The sequence below is a fragment of the Mangrovihabitans endophyticus genome (assembly GCF_014646155.1).
Classification (GTDB): domain Bacteria; phylum Actinomycetota; class Actinomycetes; order Mycobacteriales; family Micromonosporaceae; genus Actinoplanes; species Actinoplanes endophyticus.
Window position 1 is genome coordinate 24,708 of record NZ_BMMX01000048.1, and the last position, 14,276, is coordinate 38,983.

Here is a 14,276-nt window from a genome sequence, read left to right on the forward strand (position 1 = left end):
GTGCGATCCACACCCCGTTTCCTGCAAGGCGTCTTTCCTTTCGAGGGCAAGGGCCTGGACCAGCCGGTGCCGGTCGACGTGGCGCTGTCCTATGTGGTGCCCGACGGGGTCACCGCCCAGGCGGTCTACTTCCGCGGCGGCAACTCCAGCGCGGAGCTGATCTGCGTGGTGCTGCTGCGTGACGGCAAGCCGATGCGGTACTTCCCGCTGGGTGCCAAGGGCCAGGCGCACGTCTCGCTGCGCGTGGTGGAGGACCTGGACTCCGGCACCGCCGTCGAGCTGCACGTGGCCGCGCCCGCCGGGGTCACCGGCAACGTGGTGATCGACCTGGGCCTGGTGGAGGTCTGACATGCCGCAGCGACTCGTGGTCATCGGCAACGGCATGGCCGGGGCTCGCACCGTCGAGGAGATCCTCGCGCGCGGCGGCGACTTCGCGATCACCATGTTCGGCGCCGAACCGTACGGCAACTACAACCGCATCATGCTGTCCAACGTGCTGGCCGGCGTGGAGGACGAGTCCGGGATCTTCCTCAACGACCTGTCCTGGTACGCCGACAACGGCATCACCCTGCACACCGGGCGGGAGATCACCCGCATCGACCGGTTCGCCAAGGTGGTCTACGACGCGGACGGGACCGCCACCGGGTACGACAAACTGATCATCGCCACCGGGAGCCGGGCGTTCGTCCCGCCGATCCCCGGCGTGCACCGGCCCGGCCGCGGCTACCACCAGGGGGTGTTCGCGTTCCGCACGCTGGACGACACCCGCGGCATGATCCGGTACGCGCGCGAGCATCAGCGCGCCGTGGTGATCGGCGGTGGTCTGCTCGGCCTGGAGGCCGCCCGCGGTCTGCAGAACCACCTGCCGCACGTGACGCTCGTGCACTCCGCCGGGCACCTGATGAACGCGCAGCTCGACGAGCAGGGCGGCAACACCCTGCGGCGCAGCGTGGAGGCGCTGGGCATCGAGGTGATCACCGGCGCCTACACGACCGAGATCCTCGGCAAGCACACGGTCACCGGGGTGCGGCTGCGCGACGGCCGTACCGTGCCCTGCGACGTGGTGGTGCTCGCCGCCGGCATCCGCGCCAACGCCGAACTGGCGCAGACCAGCGGGCTGGTGACCGAGCGCGGCATCGTGGTGGACGACCAGATGCGGGCGCTGGACGAGCCGGACATCTACGCGGTCGGCGAGTGCGTGCAGCACCGCGGCGAGACCTACGGGCTGGTGGCCCCGCTGTGGGACCAGGCCCGGGTGCTGGCCGGGCATCTCACCGGCGCCGACCCGCACGCCGCCTACCACGGTTCCCGGGTGGCGACGAAGCTGAAGGTCGCCGGGGTGGACGTGGCCGCGATGGGCCTGAGGGAACCCGAACGCGACGACGACGAGACGCTGGTGTTCGCCGAACCGGCCAGGGGCGTCTACAAGCGGGTCATCGTCCGCGACGGGCGCCTGGTCGGCGCCACCCTCGTCGGTGACGTGCGCAAGGTCGCCTTCCTGATGCAGGCGTTCGACCGGGGGCTTCCGCTGCCCGAGGACCGGGTCGAGCTGATGTTCGACCTGGGCGCGCCGAGCGCCGAGGTGAGCGCCGCGGAACTGTCCGACGACGCCCAGGTGTGCAACTGCAACGGCGTCACCAAGGCCGTCATCCGGGACACCGTGCAGGCCGGCTGCAAGACGGTCACCGGGGTGATGGACGCGACCCGCGCCGGCAAGGGCTGCGGCACCTGCAAGGGCCTGGTGGCGCAGATCGTCGAATGGGCGGCCGGCGGCGAGGTCGAGGAGGATCCGGCCGCGTCCTGGTACGTGCCCGGCGTGCCGATGCCCAAGCCGGAACTGATGCGTGCCATCCGCGAGCACGAGCTCACGTCCGTGTCGCAGGTGTTCGCCACGCTGGCGCCCGGCGGCGAGGAGGACGCCAGGAGCAAGATGGGCTTGGCGTCGCTGCTGAAGATGATGTGGGGCGCCCGGTACGTCGACGAGCGCGACGCCCGGTTCATCAACGACCGGGTGCACGCCAACATTCAGCGCGACGGCACGTTCTCGGTGGTGCCGCAGATGAAGGGCGGCGTCACCACCCCGGCCCAGTTGAAACGGATCGCGGAGGTGGCCGAGCGGCACCAGGTGCCGATGGTGAAGCTCACCGGCGGGCAGCGCATCGACCTGCTCGGGGTGCCCAAGGAGAAGCTGCCCACGCTGTGGGCCGAGCTGGACATGCCCTCCGGGTACGCGTACGGCAAGAGCTTCCGCACCGTGAAAACCTGCGTGGGCTCCGACTTCTGCCGCTTCGGCGTGGGCGACTCCACCGCGCTGGGCATCGCCATCGAGGAGCGTTACCAGGGCATCGAGGGGCCGGCCAAGATGAAACTCGCGGTCACCGGCTGCCCGCGCAACTGCGCCGAGGCGTACGTGAAGGACCTGGGTGTGGTCGCGGTCGAGGGCGGACGCTGGGAGATCTACGTCGGCGGGGCGGCCGGGGCGCACGTGCGCAAGGGTGACCTGCTGGCCACCGTGGACAGTCCCGCGGAGGTGATCACGCTGACCGGACGGTTCCTGCAGTACTACCGGGAGAACGCGAACTGGCTGGAACGCACGTACGCGTTCGTGCCGCGGGTCGGGATTGAACGGATCCGGGCGGTCGTGGTGGACGACGCCGACGGGCTCGCCGACGATCTGGACGCGGCGATGGACGCGTCGGTGGCAGCCTACCGGGATCCGTGGAAGGAACGCGCCGAACCGGTGACGCCGGGCCAGTTCCGCACGTCGCTGCCGTTGACCGTGCTGCCGCAGGTGCCGGTGCGCGAGGAGACCCGGCCATGACGGCCCGTCCGGCAGAGCCGGGTTCGGCGGCCGGCGTCTCGACCGCGGAGCCGGTGATTGTCGCCGCGCTCGGGGAGATCCCGCTGGGGGAGGGCCGCGCGTACGCCGTCGGCGACGCGATGGTGGCGGTGTTCCGGCTGCGGGACGGCTCGGTGCGCGCGGTGTCCGCGGTCTGCCCGCATCGCGGCGGACCACTGGCCGACGGGCAGATCGACCGCAGCGTGGTGCTCTGCCCGCTGCACCTCAACGCGTTCGACCTGACCACCGGATGCTCGCTGAGCGGGCAGCCCGACCTGACCGTCTATCCGGTGGCGGTGGACGACCAGGACCGCGTCGTGGTGTCCCCGCCGGTCCTGTCGCCGCCGGTCCCCTCGCCGGTCCCGTCGCCGGGGGACTGAGCCGGCCGGGCCCGGTCTCGGCCGGTGTCGCGGGCGGTGTCGCGGGCCGGTGCCGGAAGCGCTCCGCCGATCATCCAGGGTTACGCGTCCGCCCGGCCGGACCGGGCTCGGCGTTCCGGCCGACCCGCCGGGGGCCGCCGGCCACCCGGACGGGGCGGGGTCCCTCCGCACCGGCGGTCGATCTCGTGTCCGACACTGCACGCATGTCGGCCGTCACACACCGCAGGTGCGCAGTCCCGATGACGCGTCGCCTCCTGCGTCTTTCGGATCGGTGACCGAAAACGTGCAAGATTCCCCATTATTCCTGGTTGAGAGCCACCTCACCTTCCCGCGTGAACCCTTGGCTGAATGCCCTTCGCCGCGGCTACGTTCGGCCGGTCCGTCAGCGCGGACCTCACGGTCGGTGACGCCGAGTCCTGCCCATCGACCGCTGGGACACCGAGTTTCGAAGGCAGGAGCGGGGGACCCACAGGTTCCACGACGGGCGGACGGCCGGATCATCCGGCGCGATCCGTGGCCGGGGATGCCGGCGCGGCTCGTGTCCGGGTCCACCGGGCGGGCGCTCGTCTCGGGGTGAAGCCGCAGCACGCGGCCGGGCCACCTCAGCCCGAACCCGACAGCTCACCTCGTAGGCGTGGAGGGTTCACATCCATGGCAGAGATCCACAAGCGTGCCCGCGTGGCGCTCGGCATCGTTGCAGCGAGCGCGGCCGGCACCGCCGCACTGCTCGGACCGGCCTCGGCCGCCGAGGCCAAGTCCAGCGTCAACTGGGACGCGGTCGCGCAGTGCGAATCCGGCGGAAACTGGAGCATCAACACCGGCAACGGCTACTACGGTGGCCTCCAGTTCAGCCGGAGCACCTGGAAGGCGTACGGCGGCACCAAGTACGCCAGCACGGCGAACCGGGCGTCTCGCTCTCAGCAGATCGCCATCGCCGAGCGGGTGCTCCGTGGGCAGGGCATCGGCGCCTGGCCCACCTGCGGCAAGCGGGGTGGCTCGTCGAAGCACTACAGCGGCAAGAACACCTCCGGCTCGTCGTCGAAGTCGGCCCGTCACAAGTCCAGCCGGCACTCGTCGAGCAGCCACTCGTCGAGCTCGCACCGCTCCTCCAGCAAGAGCTCGGTGAAGCGGAGCGTGACGGCCAAGTCGACCGGCCGGACCTACGTGGTCCAGTCCGGTGACACGCTGGCGAAGATCGCAGCGAAGCGGTCGGTGTCCGGCGGCTGGCGAGGGCTCTACCAGCTCAACCGGGGAGTCATCGGCGGTAACCCGAACTTCATCCTGCCGGGTCAGCGGTTGTCCGTCTGAGCCGGTGCGACACCACTGCGGCCGGGCATCCTGCGGGGTGCCCGGCCGTGGCCGGTCCCGGCGCCGCTACCGGCCGTGGCCGGTCCCGGCGCCGCTGCGAGAGATCCGCACCCGGATATCGGCGGAAGTCACTTTACTGTCGCTGCCGGTGGTGGCAGCGTGACCGCATGACGCGGAGACCTGCGCTCATCGTGGCGCTCACTGTGCTGCTCACCGGGGCGTCGGCGACGCCCGCCAGTGCTGCCGCACCGGCACCCTCCTATCAGGACCTGAACCCCGGCGAAGCGCCCGCGCTCACCGAGAAGGTCCCGGTCAACGTGGTATTCCTCGGGTACGAGCCGTCCCAGGTGTCCCGCTCGGGGTTCCTGTCCGGGCTGGCCCGCCGCTACGAGCCCGTAGTGCGGTCCCGGCTGTGGTACGGCGAGACCGAGAAACTCGGCATCACCTACACGTACGACTACCACGTCACCTACACCGACCGCGGTTACGAGAACCGGTTCTTCGCCCAGCTCGCCCGGCTCGCGCGCCCGGCGCCGCTGACGGCGTACCAGCAGGAGTACAACGCCCAGGAGAACAACGTCCTGGACGTCACCGACAACCACACCATCGACGCGCCGTCGGTGGAGAAATACCTCGCGTTCCACCCACCGGCCGGAGTGGACACCCGGCGTGACACGGTGGTGTTCGTCAACTGGTACGGGCGGCCGGACTTCCGCTTCCACGTCTACACCAAGACCGGCGAACCGGACCCGGACACCGGTTACGACTTCGGCGTGCAACGCGACAGCCGCAAACTCATCGGCTGGGGCGGCACCACGGCCGACGACGAGGAGACCGGGTTGGGCGCCACCCGGCGCGTCTGGTTCCTGGACCTGTCCGCCGGTCCCGAGTCCAACATGAACAACTACGACGTGGACCACCCGGACGTGGACGGCGACGGCGAACCCGACTACCGCATGCCGGCCGCCTGGGAATACACCCCCGGCGGCTATCGCGCGCCCGCCGCGCTCACTTCGGACCTCGCCCTGCTCACCCGGTACGTCGCGGTGAACCTGCTGATGACCACCTCGCCGCTGTACCCCGTGGAGCTGCCCGCGGACCTGCCCACGTCGATCAACATCGACAGCAACACGTACGAGGGCTGGCCGGGAGTGGACGCGTCGGCCGCGTACATCAAACCGGACCTGGTCGTCTCCGAGCTGTCCGAGCTGCGCTGGCGCAACCGGCTCGACTTCGACAACCAGGACCTGCCGTTCGACCAGCGGGCGCGGGAGTGCTTCCTGGGCGAGTTCGAGACGTACGAGCCGTGCTATCCGGACCTGGACTACCCGAGCGACGCCAACCTCTACCTGTACAACCGGGAGAACCTGGCGCGCACCCAGGACGACGACGGGCGCGTGGACTACGAGCTGCCGGTCTTCAACTACGCCACGCCCGACTACGACACCCCGCTGGGGTACGCGGACGACGACTGGACCACCGGCACGCAGAGTTACGTGTTCGCGTTCGTCTCACCCGGCATCGTCGAGGCCGGGTACGGGCTGAGCGCCACCCAGATCCACGAGGTGGGTCACCATCTCGGGCTGTCCCATCCGCACGACGGCTACGACAGCGCGAGCGGCCAGGACTACGAGCCGACCGGTGACCGGTTCTTCGCGTGGGCCGGCGACGAGAGCAACACGATGATGAGCTACATCGACCTGAACTGGGACTTCAGCCAGTTCGACCGGGACAACAGCGACCGTTGGATGACCGCGGCGTACTACGCGGCGGCGAACACGCTGGCGACCGACGTGGCCCGTGCGCCGCGCGCTTCGCGGGCGGCGGCGGATCTGCGCGGGGCGGACGTGCTGCTGGGCCTGGCCCGGCAGGCGTTTGCGGCGCATCGTTACCGGACCGCGTACGCGCTGAGTGAGCAGGCATACGACCGGGTGGTGGCCGGCGCCCGGCACGCCGGGGCGGACCCGGCGTCGGCGGCGCGGACCATGGCGGCGCGGGCGGACCGGGCGCGGCGGGAGTCCGCGCAGGTGCACAGCCCGCACGAGTTCATCGACACGCTGGCACCGGACGGCAAGCGAAGCCGCCCGTGAACACCGGCGTTCCCGCCCCGGCGCGCGCCGGGGCGGGAACGCCGGGTTCGGGTCAGCGGGACAGGTGCGGACCGATCTGGCTCAGGTCCGCCGGGCCCAGCCGGTCCGCGCTCGTCTTCGCCTGATGCCAGAACGGGTACCGCAACGGCTCGCCGCTCACCTCGTCCAGCGCCGCCACCTCGTCGTCGGTCAGGCTCAGGTCCGCCGCCGCCAGGTTGTCGCGGAGCTGCTCCGGCGTCCGTGCCCCCACGATCAGCGACGTCACGCCCGGCTTGCGCAACAGGTACGCCAGGGACACCTGCGCCGCCGACACGCCATGCGACTCGCCGATCTTCACGGCCGTCTCGATCGTGTTGTACAGCTTGTCCTCGTCGTGCACCGGCGGCTCGTCCCAGTCGGTCAGATGCCGGCTGCCCGCCGGGGCGTCCACGCCGCGCCGGTACTTGCCGGACATCAGGCCGCCCGCCAGCGGGCTCCACACCAGGATGCCCAGGCCCTGGTCGAGGACCGCGGGGACGATCTCCGCCTCGATGTCCCGGTTCTGCAGCGAGTAGAAGACCTGGGTGCTCGCGAACCGTTCCAGCCCGTGGCGCTCGGCGATGCCCAGCGCCTTGGTCATCTGCCACGCGGCGTAGTTCGAGCAGCCGAGGTAGCGGACCTTGCCGCTGCGCACCAGGTCGTCCAGCGCGGTGAGGGTTTCCTCCAGCGGCGTCTGCCCGTCCCACTCGTGCACCTGGTACAGGTCGATGTGGTCGGTGCCCAGCCGGCGCAGGCTCGCCTCGGCGGCCCGGATGATGTGGTGCCGGGACAGGCCGGCGTCGTTCGGTCCGTCGCCCATCGGCATCCGGGCCTTGGTGGCGATCAGCACGTCGTCGCGGGACTCGCCGAGCGCCTGGCCGAGGATCTCCTCGGAGAGACCGGAGGAGTAGACGTCCGCGGTGTCGATCAGGTTGACCCCCGCGTCGCGGGCGAGGGCGATCTGTTCCCGGGCGCCGTCCACGTCGACCTTGCCGACCGGGCTGGCCCATCCGGTGCCGCCGAAGCCCATGGTGCCCAGGGTGAGGGTGGAAACGCGCAGGCCGGTGCGGCCCAACTGGCGGTACTCCATGGTTGTCGACCCCTTTCTGATTCGCTTCCATCCTTCCCCGCACCCCGGATGTCATGCATGGGGTTCCGCCGATGTGATCTTGACTTCGGATGTGTGAGATTGTTCAAATGCGTTTCATGATGTCGAAACGTCGGTGGACCGCCGGGATCACCGCCGCCCTCACCGCCCTCCTGCCGTTCGGCGCGCCCGCCCACGCCGCCGGCCCTCCCACCCACCACGGCGACCCGCACCAGGCCGCCCGCAGCGCCCCGACCTATCCGCCGGTTGGGCCCGCCACGCACTTCCTGGACCACGCCGCGCTGCTCGGCGACACCCCGGAACCGGGGTGGTACGAGGCGAACATCCCGTTCGTCGACCTGCCCGACGCGGACATCCAGAGCACGTACTACTACCGGTGGCGCACCTTCAAGGAGGCGCTGAAGTACACCGGCCCGGACGACGGCTGGATCGTCTCGGAGTTCCTCGGCCCGGTCGGCTACAGCGCGCCCCTCGGCGGCATCGACGCCGCCGCCGGACATCACCTGTACGAGGGCCGCTGGCTGCGTGACCGCCGGTACCTCGACGACTATCTGGATTACTGGCTCACCGGCTCGGGATCCGGCGCGAAACCGGCCACCGACGGGCTCAACGACAACACCACCGACTGGGCCCATCAATACTCGTTCTGGGCGGTCGACGCCGCGGTGGCCCGCGCCGAGGTGACCGGCGACTGGGACTTCCTGCTCGACCGGCTGCCGCAGCTTCGCCGCCAGTACGAGTCGTGGAAGGACACCAACTACGACGAGTCCACCGGGCTCTACTGGCAGACCCCGGTCTGGGACGCGATGGAGTTCACCGCGAGCTCGTACCAGAGCGACGACCCGTACCACGGCGGCGACGGCTACCGTCCGACCATCAACGCCTACCAGTACGGCGACGCCCGCGCCCTGGCCCTGCTGTCCCACAAGGCCGGCGACCGCCGTGCCGCGGCCCGCTACGACAAGGAGGCCGACGACCTGCGCCGCGCCACCCAGAAGTACCTGTGGGACGACGACGGGGACTTCTTCAAGCACGTCATGCGCGACGGCAACCCGTCCCACACTCCGATCGCCGACCGGGAGGAGATCGGATTCGTGCCGTGGTACTTCGACATGGCGCCCGCGTCCGACGCCTCCGCGTGGGCCCAGTTGACCGACCCGGACGGGTTCGCCGCGCCGTACGGGCCGACCACCACCGAACGGCGCAGCCCCTGGTTCATGCACGACGCGCTGGACGGCTGCTGCCGCTGGGACGGCCCGAGCTGGCCGTTCGCCACCAGCCAGACGCTGACCGCGCTGGCCAACCAGCTCATCGACTACCCGAAGCAGCCGTACGTGTCGGCCGACGACTATGTGTCCCTGCTGCACGGATACGCGCTCACCCAGCGCAAGAACGGCCGGCCGTACGTCGCCGAGGCGCACCACCCCGACGAGGACCGCTGGATCTACGACAGCCGCGGGCACAGCGAGGACTACAACCACTCCACGTTCACCGACAACGTGCTCTCCGGCCTGCTCGGCATCCGGGCGCAGGCGGGTGACTCGGTGGAACTGGCCCCGCTGGTGCCGGCGAGCTGGGACCACTTCGCGGTGGAGAACCTGCCCTACCACGGCCACAACCTCACCGTCGTCTGGGACCGCGACGGCAGCACGTACGCGCGGGGCAGCGGCCTGCGGGTGTGGATCGACGGACGGCTCCGGCTGCACCGGCCCGACCTGCGCACGACGACGGTCCGGGTGCCTCGTGCGCGGCCCGCGGTGGACCAGCCGGAACTGGTGGACGACGCCGCGAACGTGGACGGCACGGGCTACCCGGTGGCCACCGCGTCGTACACCTGGCACGCCGACTCGCCGATGGACGCCATCGACGGGCAGGACTTCCACCTGGACGTGCCGTCCACCCGGTGGACCAGTTACGGCTCGCCGAACCGCAGCGACTGGCTGCAGGTCGACCTCGGCGCGGCCACCCCGGTCGCGGACGTGCGGGTGGTGTTCTACGACGACGGTGGCGGCGTGCGCGTCCCGCAGTCCTACACCCTGCAGTACGCCGACGCGGACGGGCAGTGGGCGGACGTGCCCGGTCAGCGCCGGGAACCGGCCGGCCCGGTCGCCCGCGCGGTGAACCGGATCCTGGTCGACCCGCCGGTCACCACCGACCGGCTGCGCCTGACGGCGACCCGCGACGACGGGGGAGCGGTCGGTGTCACCGCGTTCCAGGCATGGCGCCGGCCCGACCAAGGACTCCACGTCGCGTTCGCCTCGCTGACAGACGGCGCGGTGCCGGTGCACGCCGACGGCACCGCCACCGTGACCACCACACTCACCGCGACCGGGCGCGCCCGCCGGGTGCGGACGTCCCTGCAGGTGCCGCGGGGCTGGACCGCACCACCGGCCCGCACGATCGTCGCCCGTCCCGGACGGCCGGTGCGCACCACCTGGCGGGTGACCGCCCCGGACGGCGCCGACCTGTCCGCGCAGGCGCCGGTGCGGGTGCTCGCCGACGCCGGACGCGGCACCAGCGGCGCGGTCGCGCCGACCCGTTACCTCTTCGACCCGGCCGACTTCGCCACCGTGTGGGACGACGACTTCGGCACCGACCGGCTGGACGGCTACCGGGTGAACCGCCCGGCCGCGGCCGAGCCGGCGCCGGAGTTCACCGTGCACGACGGCAGGCTGACGGCCGCCGCGGACAGCCGGGCGTTCGCGGTGCTCGCCGCGCCGGTGACCGGGCCGGCGTCGGGCACCGCGGTGATCGCCGAGCCGGCCGCGTTCGCCGGGTCCGCCCCGGAGGACAGCCTGTTCCTGGGCCTGTCCGCAGGTTCCGGGGACTACGCGCTGGCCTGGTACAACAACCACTTCGGCACATCCGGGGCGGACGTCGTGACCGGTGGCACGGGCCGGCCGGACGCCACCGGCGGCTGCTGTGCGAACGTGCGCTGGGCCGCCGGGGACCGGTTCGCCGCGGTGCTGATGGACGGCAGCCTGTCCACCTGGCACGAGCACGACGGCCGGTGGCACCTGCTGCACACGGCCCCGGTGAGCGGGGCGGTGGACACGGCCACCCTGGAGTCGTGGAATCCCGCGGTCGGGCTGCGCCTGGACGCCGGAGAGCTGTCGCTGAACCGCCTTACCGTGCTGACGCGGGGCTGACCGGTGAGGGGCGCGGGCGTACGCCCGCGCCCCTCACCCGAACCGCGACGGTTCGCCCGCGCCCTCGCGCACCACCTCCGCCGTCCCGTCCGAGAAGTCGATCACCGTGGTCGGGTCCACGCCGCAGTCCCCGGCGTCCACCACCACGTCCACCGCATGGTCCAGCCGCTCCTTGATCTCCCAGCCCATCGTCATCGGCTCGGTGTCCCCCGGCATCAGCAGCGTGCTGGACAGCAGCGGCTCGCCGAGCGCCGCCAGAATCGCCTGCGCCACCGCGTGATCCGGGATGCGCACCCCCACCGTCTTCTTGCGCGGGTGCTGCAGCCGCCGGGGCACCTCGCGGGTGGCCGGCAGGATGAACGTGTACGGCCCCGGCGTCGCCGCCTTCAACGCGCGGAACACCGCGTTGTTCACCTGAACGAGCTGTCCGAGCTGCGCGAAGTCACGGCACATCAGGGTGAAATGGTGATCCCCGCGCAGGCTCCGGAGATCCCGGATCCGGTCCAGGCCGTCCTTGTTGCCGATCCGGCAGCCCAGGGCGTAGCAGGAGTCGGTCGGGTACGCGATCAGCCCGTCCTCGCGCAGCAGGCCGGCGATCTGGCCGATCGCCCGCGGCTGCGGGTTATCCGGGTGCACATCCAGGTATCTCGCCACGCCGGGAAGCCTACGACCGGGCCTGTCCAAGCTGCGCCGCGGCCACCACCGGGTCGAAACCGAACGGCAGCTCCAGCCGGTGCCCGCGCATCAGCTCCGGGTCGCTCAGCAGATCCACGGTGGGACCGTCCGCCGCGATCCGCCCGCCGTCCAGGATCACCGACCGCGGGCACAGCTCCATCGCGTACGGCAGATCATGGGTGACCATCAGCAGGGTGACCGCAAGGCCGCGCAGAATCTCGGACAGCTCCCGGCGGCTGGCCGGGTCGAGGTTGGACGACGGCTCGTCCAGCACCAGGATCTCCGGCCGCATGGCCAGCACGGTGGCCACCGCGACCCGCCGGCGCTGACCGAACGACAGGTGTTGCGGCACCTGGTCGCGATGCGCCGACATGCCTACCGCGGCCAGTGCCTCATTCACCCGTTCGCGCAGCTCCGGTCCGCGTACGCCCATGTTGGCCGGGCCGAACGCGACGTCCTCCGCGACGGTGGGCATGAAGAGCTGGTCGTCCGGGTCCTGGAAGACGATGCCGACCCGGCGGCGGATCTCGGACACCGCGGGCCGGTCCGCCGGATCGACCCGCCGCCCGCCGATCTCGACCGATCCCGCGCCGCCGGACAGGATGCCATTGAGGTGCAACACCAGGGTGGTCTTTCCGGCCCCGTTCGGGCCGAGCAGGGCCACCCGCTCACCCGGTTCGACGCTCAAGTCGACGCCGTGCAGGGTCGCCGTGCCGTCCGGGTACGCGAAACGCAGCCCGGTGATCCGCAACGCCGGCGTCATGCGACCACCGCGGCCAGCGCGATGCCGGCGGCTGCCACCGGAAGCACGGCGCAGGCGGCCCACTGCGCGCGGCTCGCGCCGCTCTGGTCGGGGGCGGGCATCCGCCCGGTGTACCCGCGCGACACCATCGCGAGGTACACCCGTTCGCCTCGCTCGTACGCGCGCAGGAACAACGCACCGATGCCCACCGCGAACGCCTTGACCTGCCAGAGGAAGCGCGGATCATACCCACGGGACAGGCGTGCCACCCGCATCCGGCGGGCGTCATCGGCGAGCACGTCGAGATAGCGCAGCATGAACGTGGCGATCTGGGTGAACACCTCCGGGCAGCGCAGCCGGTCCAGGCCCAGGAGCAGGTCGCGGGCGGTGGTGCTGGCGGCCAGCAGCAGCGAGGCGACGACGCCGAGGGTGCCCTTGGCCAGGATGTTCCATGCGCCCCACAGGCCGTCGACGGACAGGCTGAGGCCGAGCCACGTCACCCGCTCGCCGTGCCCGAGGAACGGCAGCGCCACGGCGAGCAGCACGAACGGCACCTCGATGGCGGCGCGCCGCAGGAGCCATAGCGCGGGCACCCGCGCGGCGGCGGTCAGCACGGCGAGCAGCACGGCGTACCCCGCGAACGCGGACACGTGCTCGCGCGGCGTGACCACGACGACGACGGTGAACAGCACGGTCGCGGCGATCTTGGCTTCCGGCTCGATCCGGTGCACCGGGCTGTCCCGCTCCAGGTGCAGCGGGTGAGCGTGACCGGCGCCCATCAGCGGTTCCCCGTCCCGGGGGTCTCCCGGTGGCCGCGCCGGCGCGCCAGCCAGAACACGCCGCCGCCGATCGCGAAGGTGACCAGCACGCCGGCCATCCCCGCCAGCCCGGTGGACAGCGGGCCGTCACCCAGGCCACGAATGCCGTACCCGGCCAGCGGACCATCCTCCAACTGATGCTGCTGCTCCTGCTGCGCCATGCACGTGCCACCGGTGATGTGGCCCGCGGCGTCGGTGGTGCACCCGCGCCGGGCGGTCGCGTCCAGCCCGTCCGGGCTGGACGAGGCGAACGCGCTGACCACGCCGGCCAGCACCAGCGCGACCAGCAGCCCGCCGACCAGGAAGAGCCGCTTGCTCATGCCGCCGCACCCGCCCCCGCACCCGCCGTCGCGGCGGGCGTCATCGGCGTGCGGAGGCGACGCAGCGCGTACACCAGGTCCGGCCGCACCTTGGCCACGGTGGCGACCGTGGTGGCGCCGATCAGCCCCTCGCCGATGCCGATGAGCAGGTGCACGCCCGCCATGGTCAGCGAGATCGTGCCCAGGGACAGTTGCGTCGTGCCGCCGAGCCAATACTCCAGGACGAAGCCCTGCGAGGCCACGACCACGCTCACCACCGAAGCGGCGAACACCGCCCCGGCCGTGCCGGCCGGGGTGCGGGGCAGCACCCGCAGCAGGCCGGCGATCGCCAGGTATCCCGCGGCGGTGCCGAGCAGCGCCATGTTGAAGACGTTCAGCCCCAGCGCGGTCAGCCCGCCGTCGGCGAACAGCAGGCACTGCACCACCAGCACGGTGGAGATGCAGAGCGCACCCACCCACGGACCGACGAGCGCCGCGGCGAGCGCCCCGCCGAGCACATGGCCGGAGACGCCGGGGAGCACCTGGAAGTTGAGCATCTGTACGGCGAAGATGAAGGCGGCGACCAGGCCGGCCATGGGCGCGAGCCGGTCATCCAGGTCGGCGCGCCCGCGCAGCACGCAGAAGGCGAGCGCACCGGCCGACACGGCGGCGAAGGCCAGCGACACCTGCCCGTTCACGATTCCATTGGCGATGTGCATCGCTACCGCACTCATGTACGCAGCCTATTGGCTATTGCGAAGAAGTGGCAACAAGAGCCCGCCCGCCCCCCCGCTGGCCCGCCGCGCCCCGCCCCCGCTGGCCCGCCGCGCCCCGCGCCCCGCGCCGCCGC

Annotated in this window: 12 protein-coding genes and 1 riboswitch; of the genes, 6 read left to right on the forward strand and 6 right to left on the reverse strand. The window is 71.6% G+C overall.

Annotated features, from left to right (window positions below; translation table 11 throughout):
* The 5 genes from IEY73_RS28755 (at nucleotide 1) to IEY73_RS28775 (ending at nucleotide 6,617) form a co-directional block, all read left to right on the forward strand.
* Complete coding sequence (locus IEY73_RS28755) at nucleotides 1-348, forward strand: molybdopterin oxidoreductase (RefSeq protein ID WP_189082475.1); 348 nt, start codon at nucleotides 1-3, stop codon at nucleotides 346-348.
* 1 nt (nucleotide 349) lies between these two features.
* A complete protein-coding gene (gene nirB / locus IEY73_RS28760) occupies nucleotides 350-2,821 on the forward strand; it encodes a nitrite reductase large subunit NirB (RefSeq protein WP_189082476.1) in 2,472 nt (823 codons plus the stop codon).
* Nucleotides 2,818-3,219, forward strand: coding sequence for a Rieske (2Fe-2S) protein (locus tag IEY73_RS28765; RefSeq protein WP_189082477.1), 402 nt, complete (start codon nucleotides 2,818-2,820; stop codon nucleotides 3,217-3,219). The genes nirB and IEY73_RS28765 overlap by 4 nt, the downstream gene beginning before the upstream one ends.
* Nucleotides 3,220-3,645: 426 nt before the next feature.
* Nucleotides 3,646-3,868, forward strand: a riboswitch (cyclic di-AMP (ydaO/yuaA leader).
* A gap of 2 nt (nucleotides 3,869-3,870) precedes the next feature.
* Nucleotides 3,871-4,527 (forward strand): LysM peptidoglycan-binding domain-containing protein, encoded by a 657-nt coding sequence (locus tag IEY73_RS28770; RefSeq protein WP_189082478.1) that lies wholly within the window; start codon nucleotides 3,871-3,873, stop codon nucleotides 4,525-4,527.
* A gap of 167 nt (nucleotides 4,528-4,694) precedes the next feature.
* Nucleotides 4,695-6,617, forward strand: a complete 1,923-nt coding sequence (locus tag IEY73_RS28775) for a zinc metalloprotease (protein ID WP_189082479.1) — start codon at nucleotides 4,695-4,697, stop codon at nucleotides 6,615-6,617.
* A gap of 52 nt (nucleotides 6,618-6,669) precedes the next feature.
* Here IEY73_RS28775 and IEY73_RS28780 read toward each other — a convergent pair whose 3' ends face one another.
* Nucleotides 6,670-7,725 (reverse strand): aldo/keto reductase, encoded by a 1,056-nt coding sequence (locus IEY73_RS28780; protein WP_189082480.1) that lies wholly within the window; start codon nucleotides 7,723-7,725, stop codon nucleotides 6,670-6,672.
* Between the two features lie 116 nt (nucleotides 7,726-7,841).
* Here IEY73_RS28780 and IEY73_RS28785 point away from each other — a divergent pair, with 116 nt between their 5' ends.
* On the forward strand, nucleotides 7,842-10,892 hold the full coding sequence (locus IEY73_RS28785; RefSeq protein ID WP_229716248.1) for an MGH1-like glycoside hydrolase domain-containing protein: 3,051 nt from the start codon (nucleotides 7,842-7,844) through the stop codon (nucleotides 10,890-10,892).
* Nucleotides 10,893-10,925: 33 nt separating this feature from the next.
* On the opposite strand, the gene IEY73_RS28790 is transcribed toward IEY73_RS28785, so the two are convergent.
* Genes IEY73_RS28790 through IEY73_RS28810 form a run of 5 tightly spaced genes read right to left on the reverse strand, consistent with a single transcriptional unit; the run spans nucleotide 10,926 to nucleotide 14,160 of the window.
* Nucleotides 10,926-11,546, reverse strand: coding sequence for an L-threonylcarbamoyladenylate synthase (locus tag IEY73_RS28790; protein WP_189082481.1), 621 nt, complete (start codon nucleotides 11,544-11,546; stop codon nucleotides 10,926-10,928).
* A gap of 10 nt (nucleotides 11,547-11,556) precedes the next feature.
* Nucleotides 11,557-12,330, reverse strand: coding sequence for an energy-coupling factor ABC transporter ATP-binding protein (locus IEY73_RS28795; RefSeq protein ID WP_189082482.1), 774 nt, complete (start codon nucleotides 12,328-12,330; stop codon nucleotides 11,557-11,559).
* Nucleotides 12,327-13,088, reverse strand: coding sequence for a cobalt ECF transporter T component CbiQ (gene cbiQ, locus IEY73_RS28800; protein ID WP_189082483.1), 762 nt, complete (start codon nucleotides 13,086-13,088; stop codon nucleotides 12,327-12,329). Before cbiQ ends, IEY73_RS28795 begins: the two co-directional genes overlap by 4 nt.
* Nucleotides 13,088-13,447 (reverse strand): PDGLE domain-containing protein, encoded by a 360-nt coding sequence (locus tag IEY73_RS28805; protein ID WP_189082484.1) that lies wholly within the window; start codon nucleotides 13,445-13,447, stop codon nucleotides 13,088-13,090. The genes cbiQ and IEY73_RS28805 overlap by 1 nt, the downstream gene beginning before the upstream one ends.
* Nucleotides 13,444-14,160, reverse strand: a complete 717-nt coding sequence (locus tag IEY73_RS28810; protein WP_189082485.1) for an energy-coupling factor ABC transporter permease — start codon at nucleotides 14,158-14,160, stop codon at nucleotides 13,444-13,446. The genes IEY73_RS28805 and IEY73_RS28810 overlap by 4 nt, the downstream gene beginning before the upstream one ends.
* Nucleotides 14,161-14,276 lie beyond the last annotated feature (116 nt).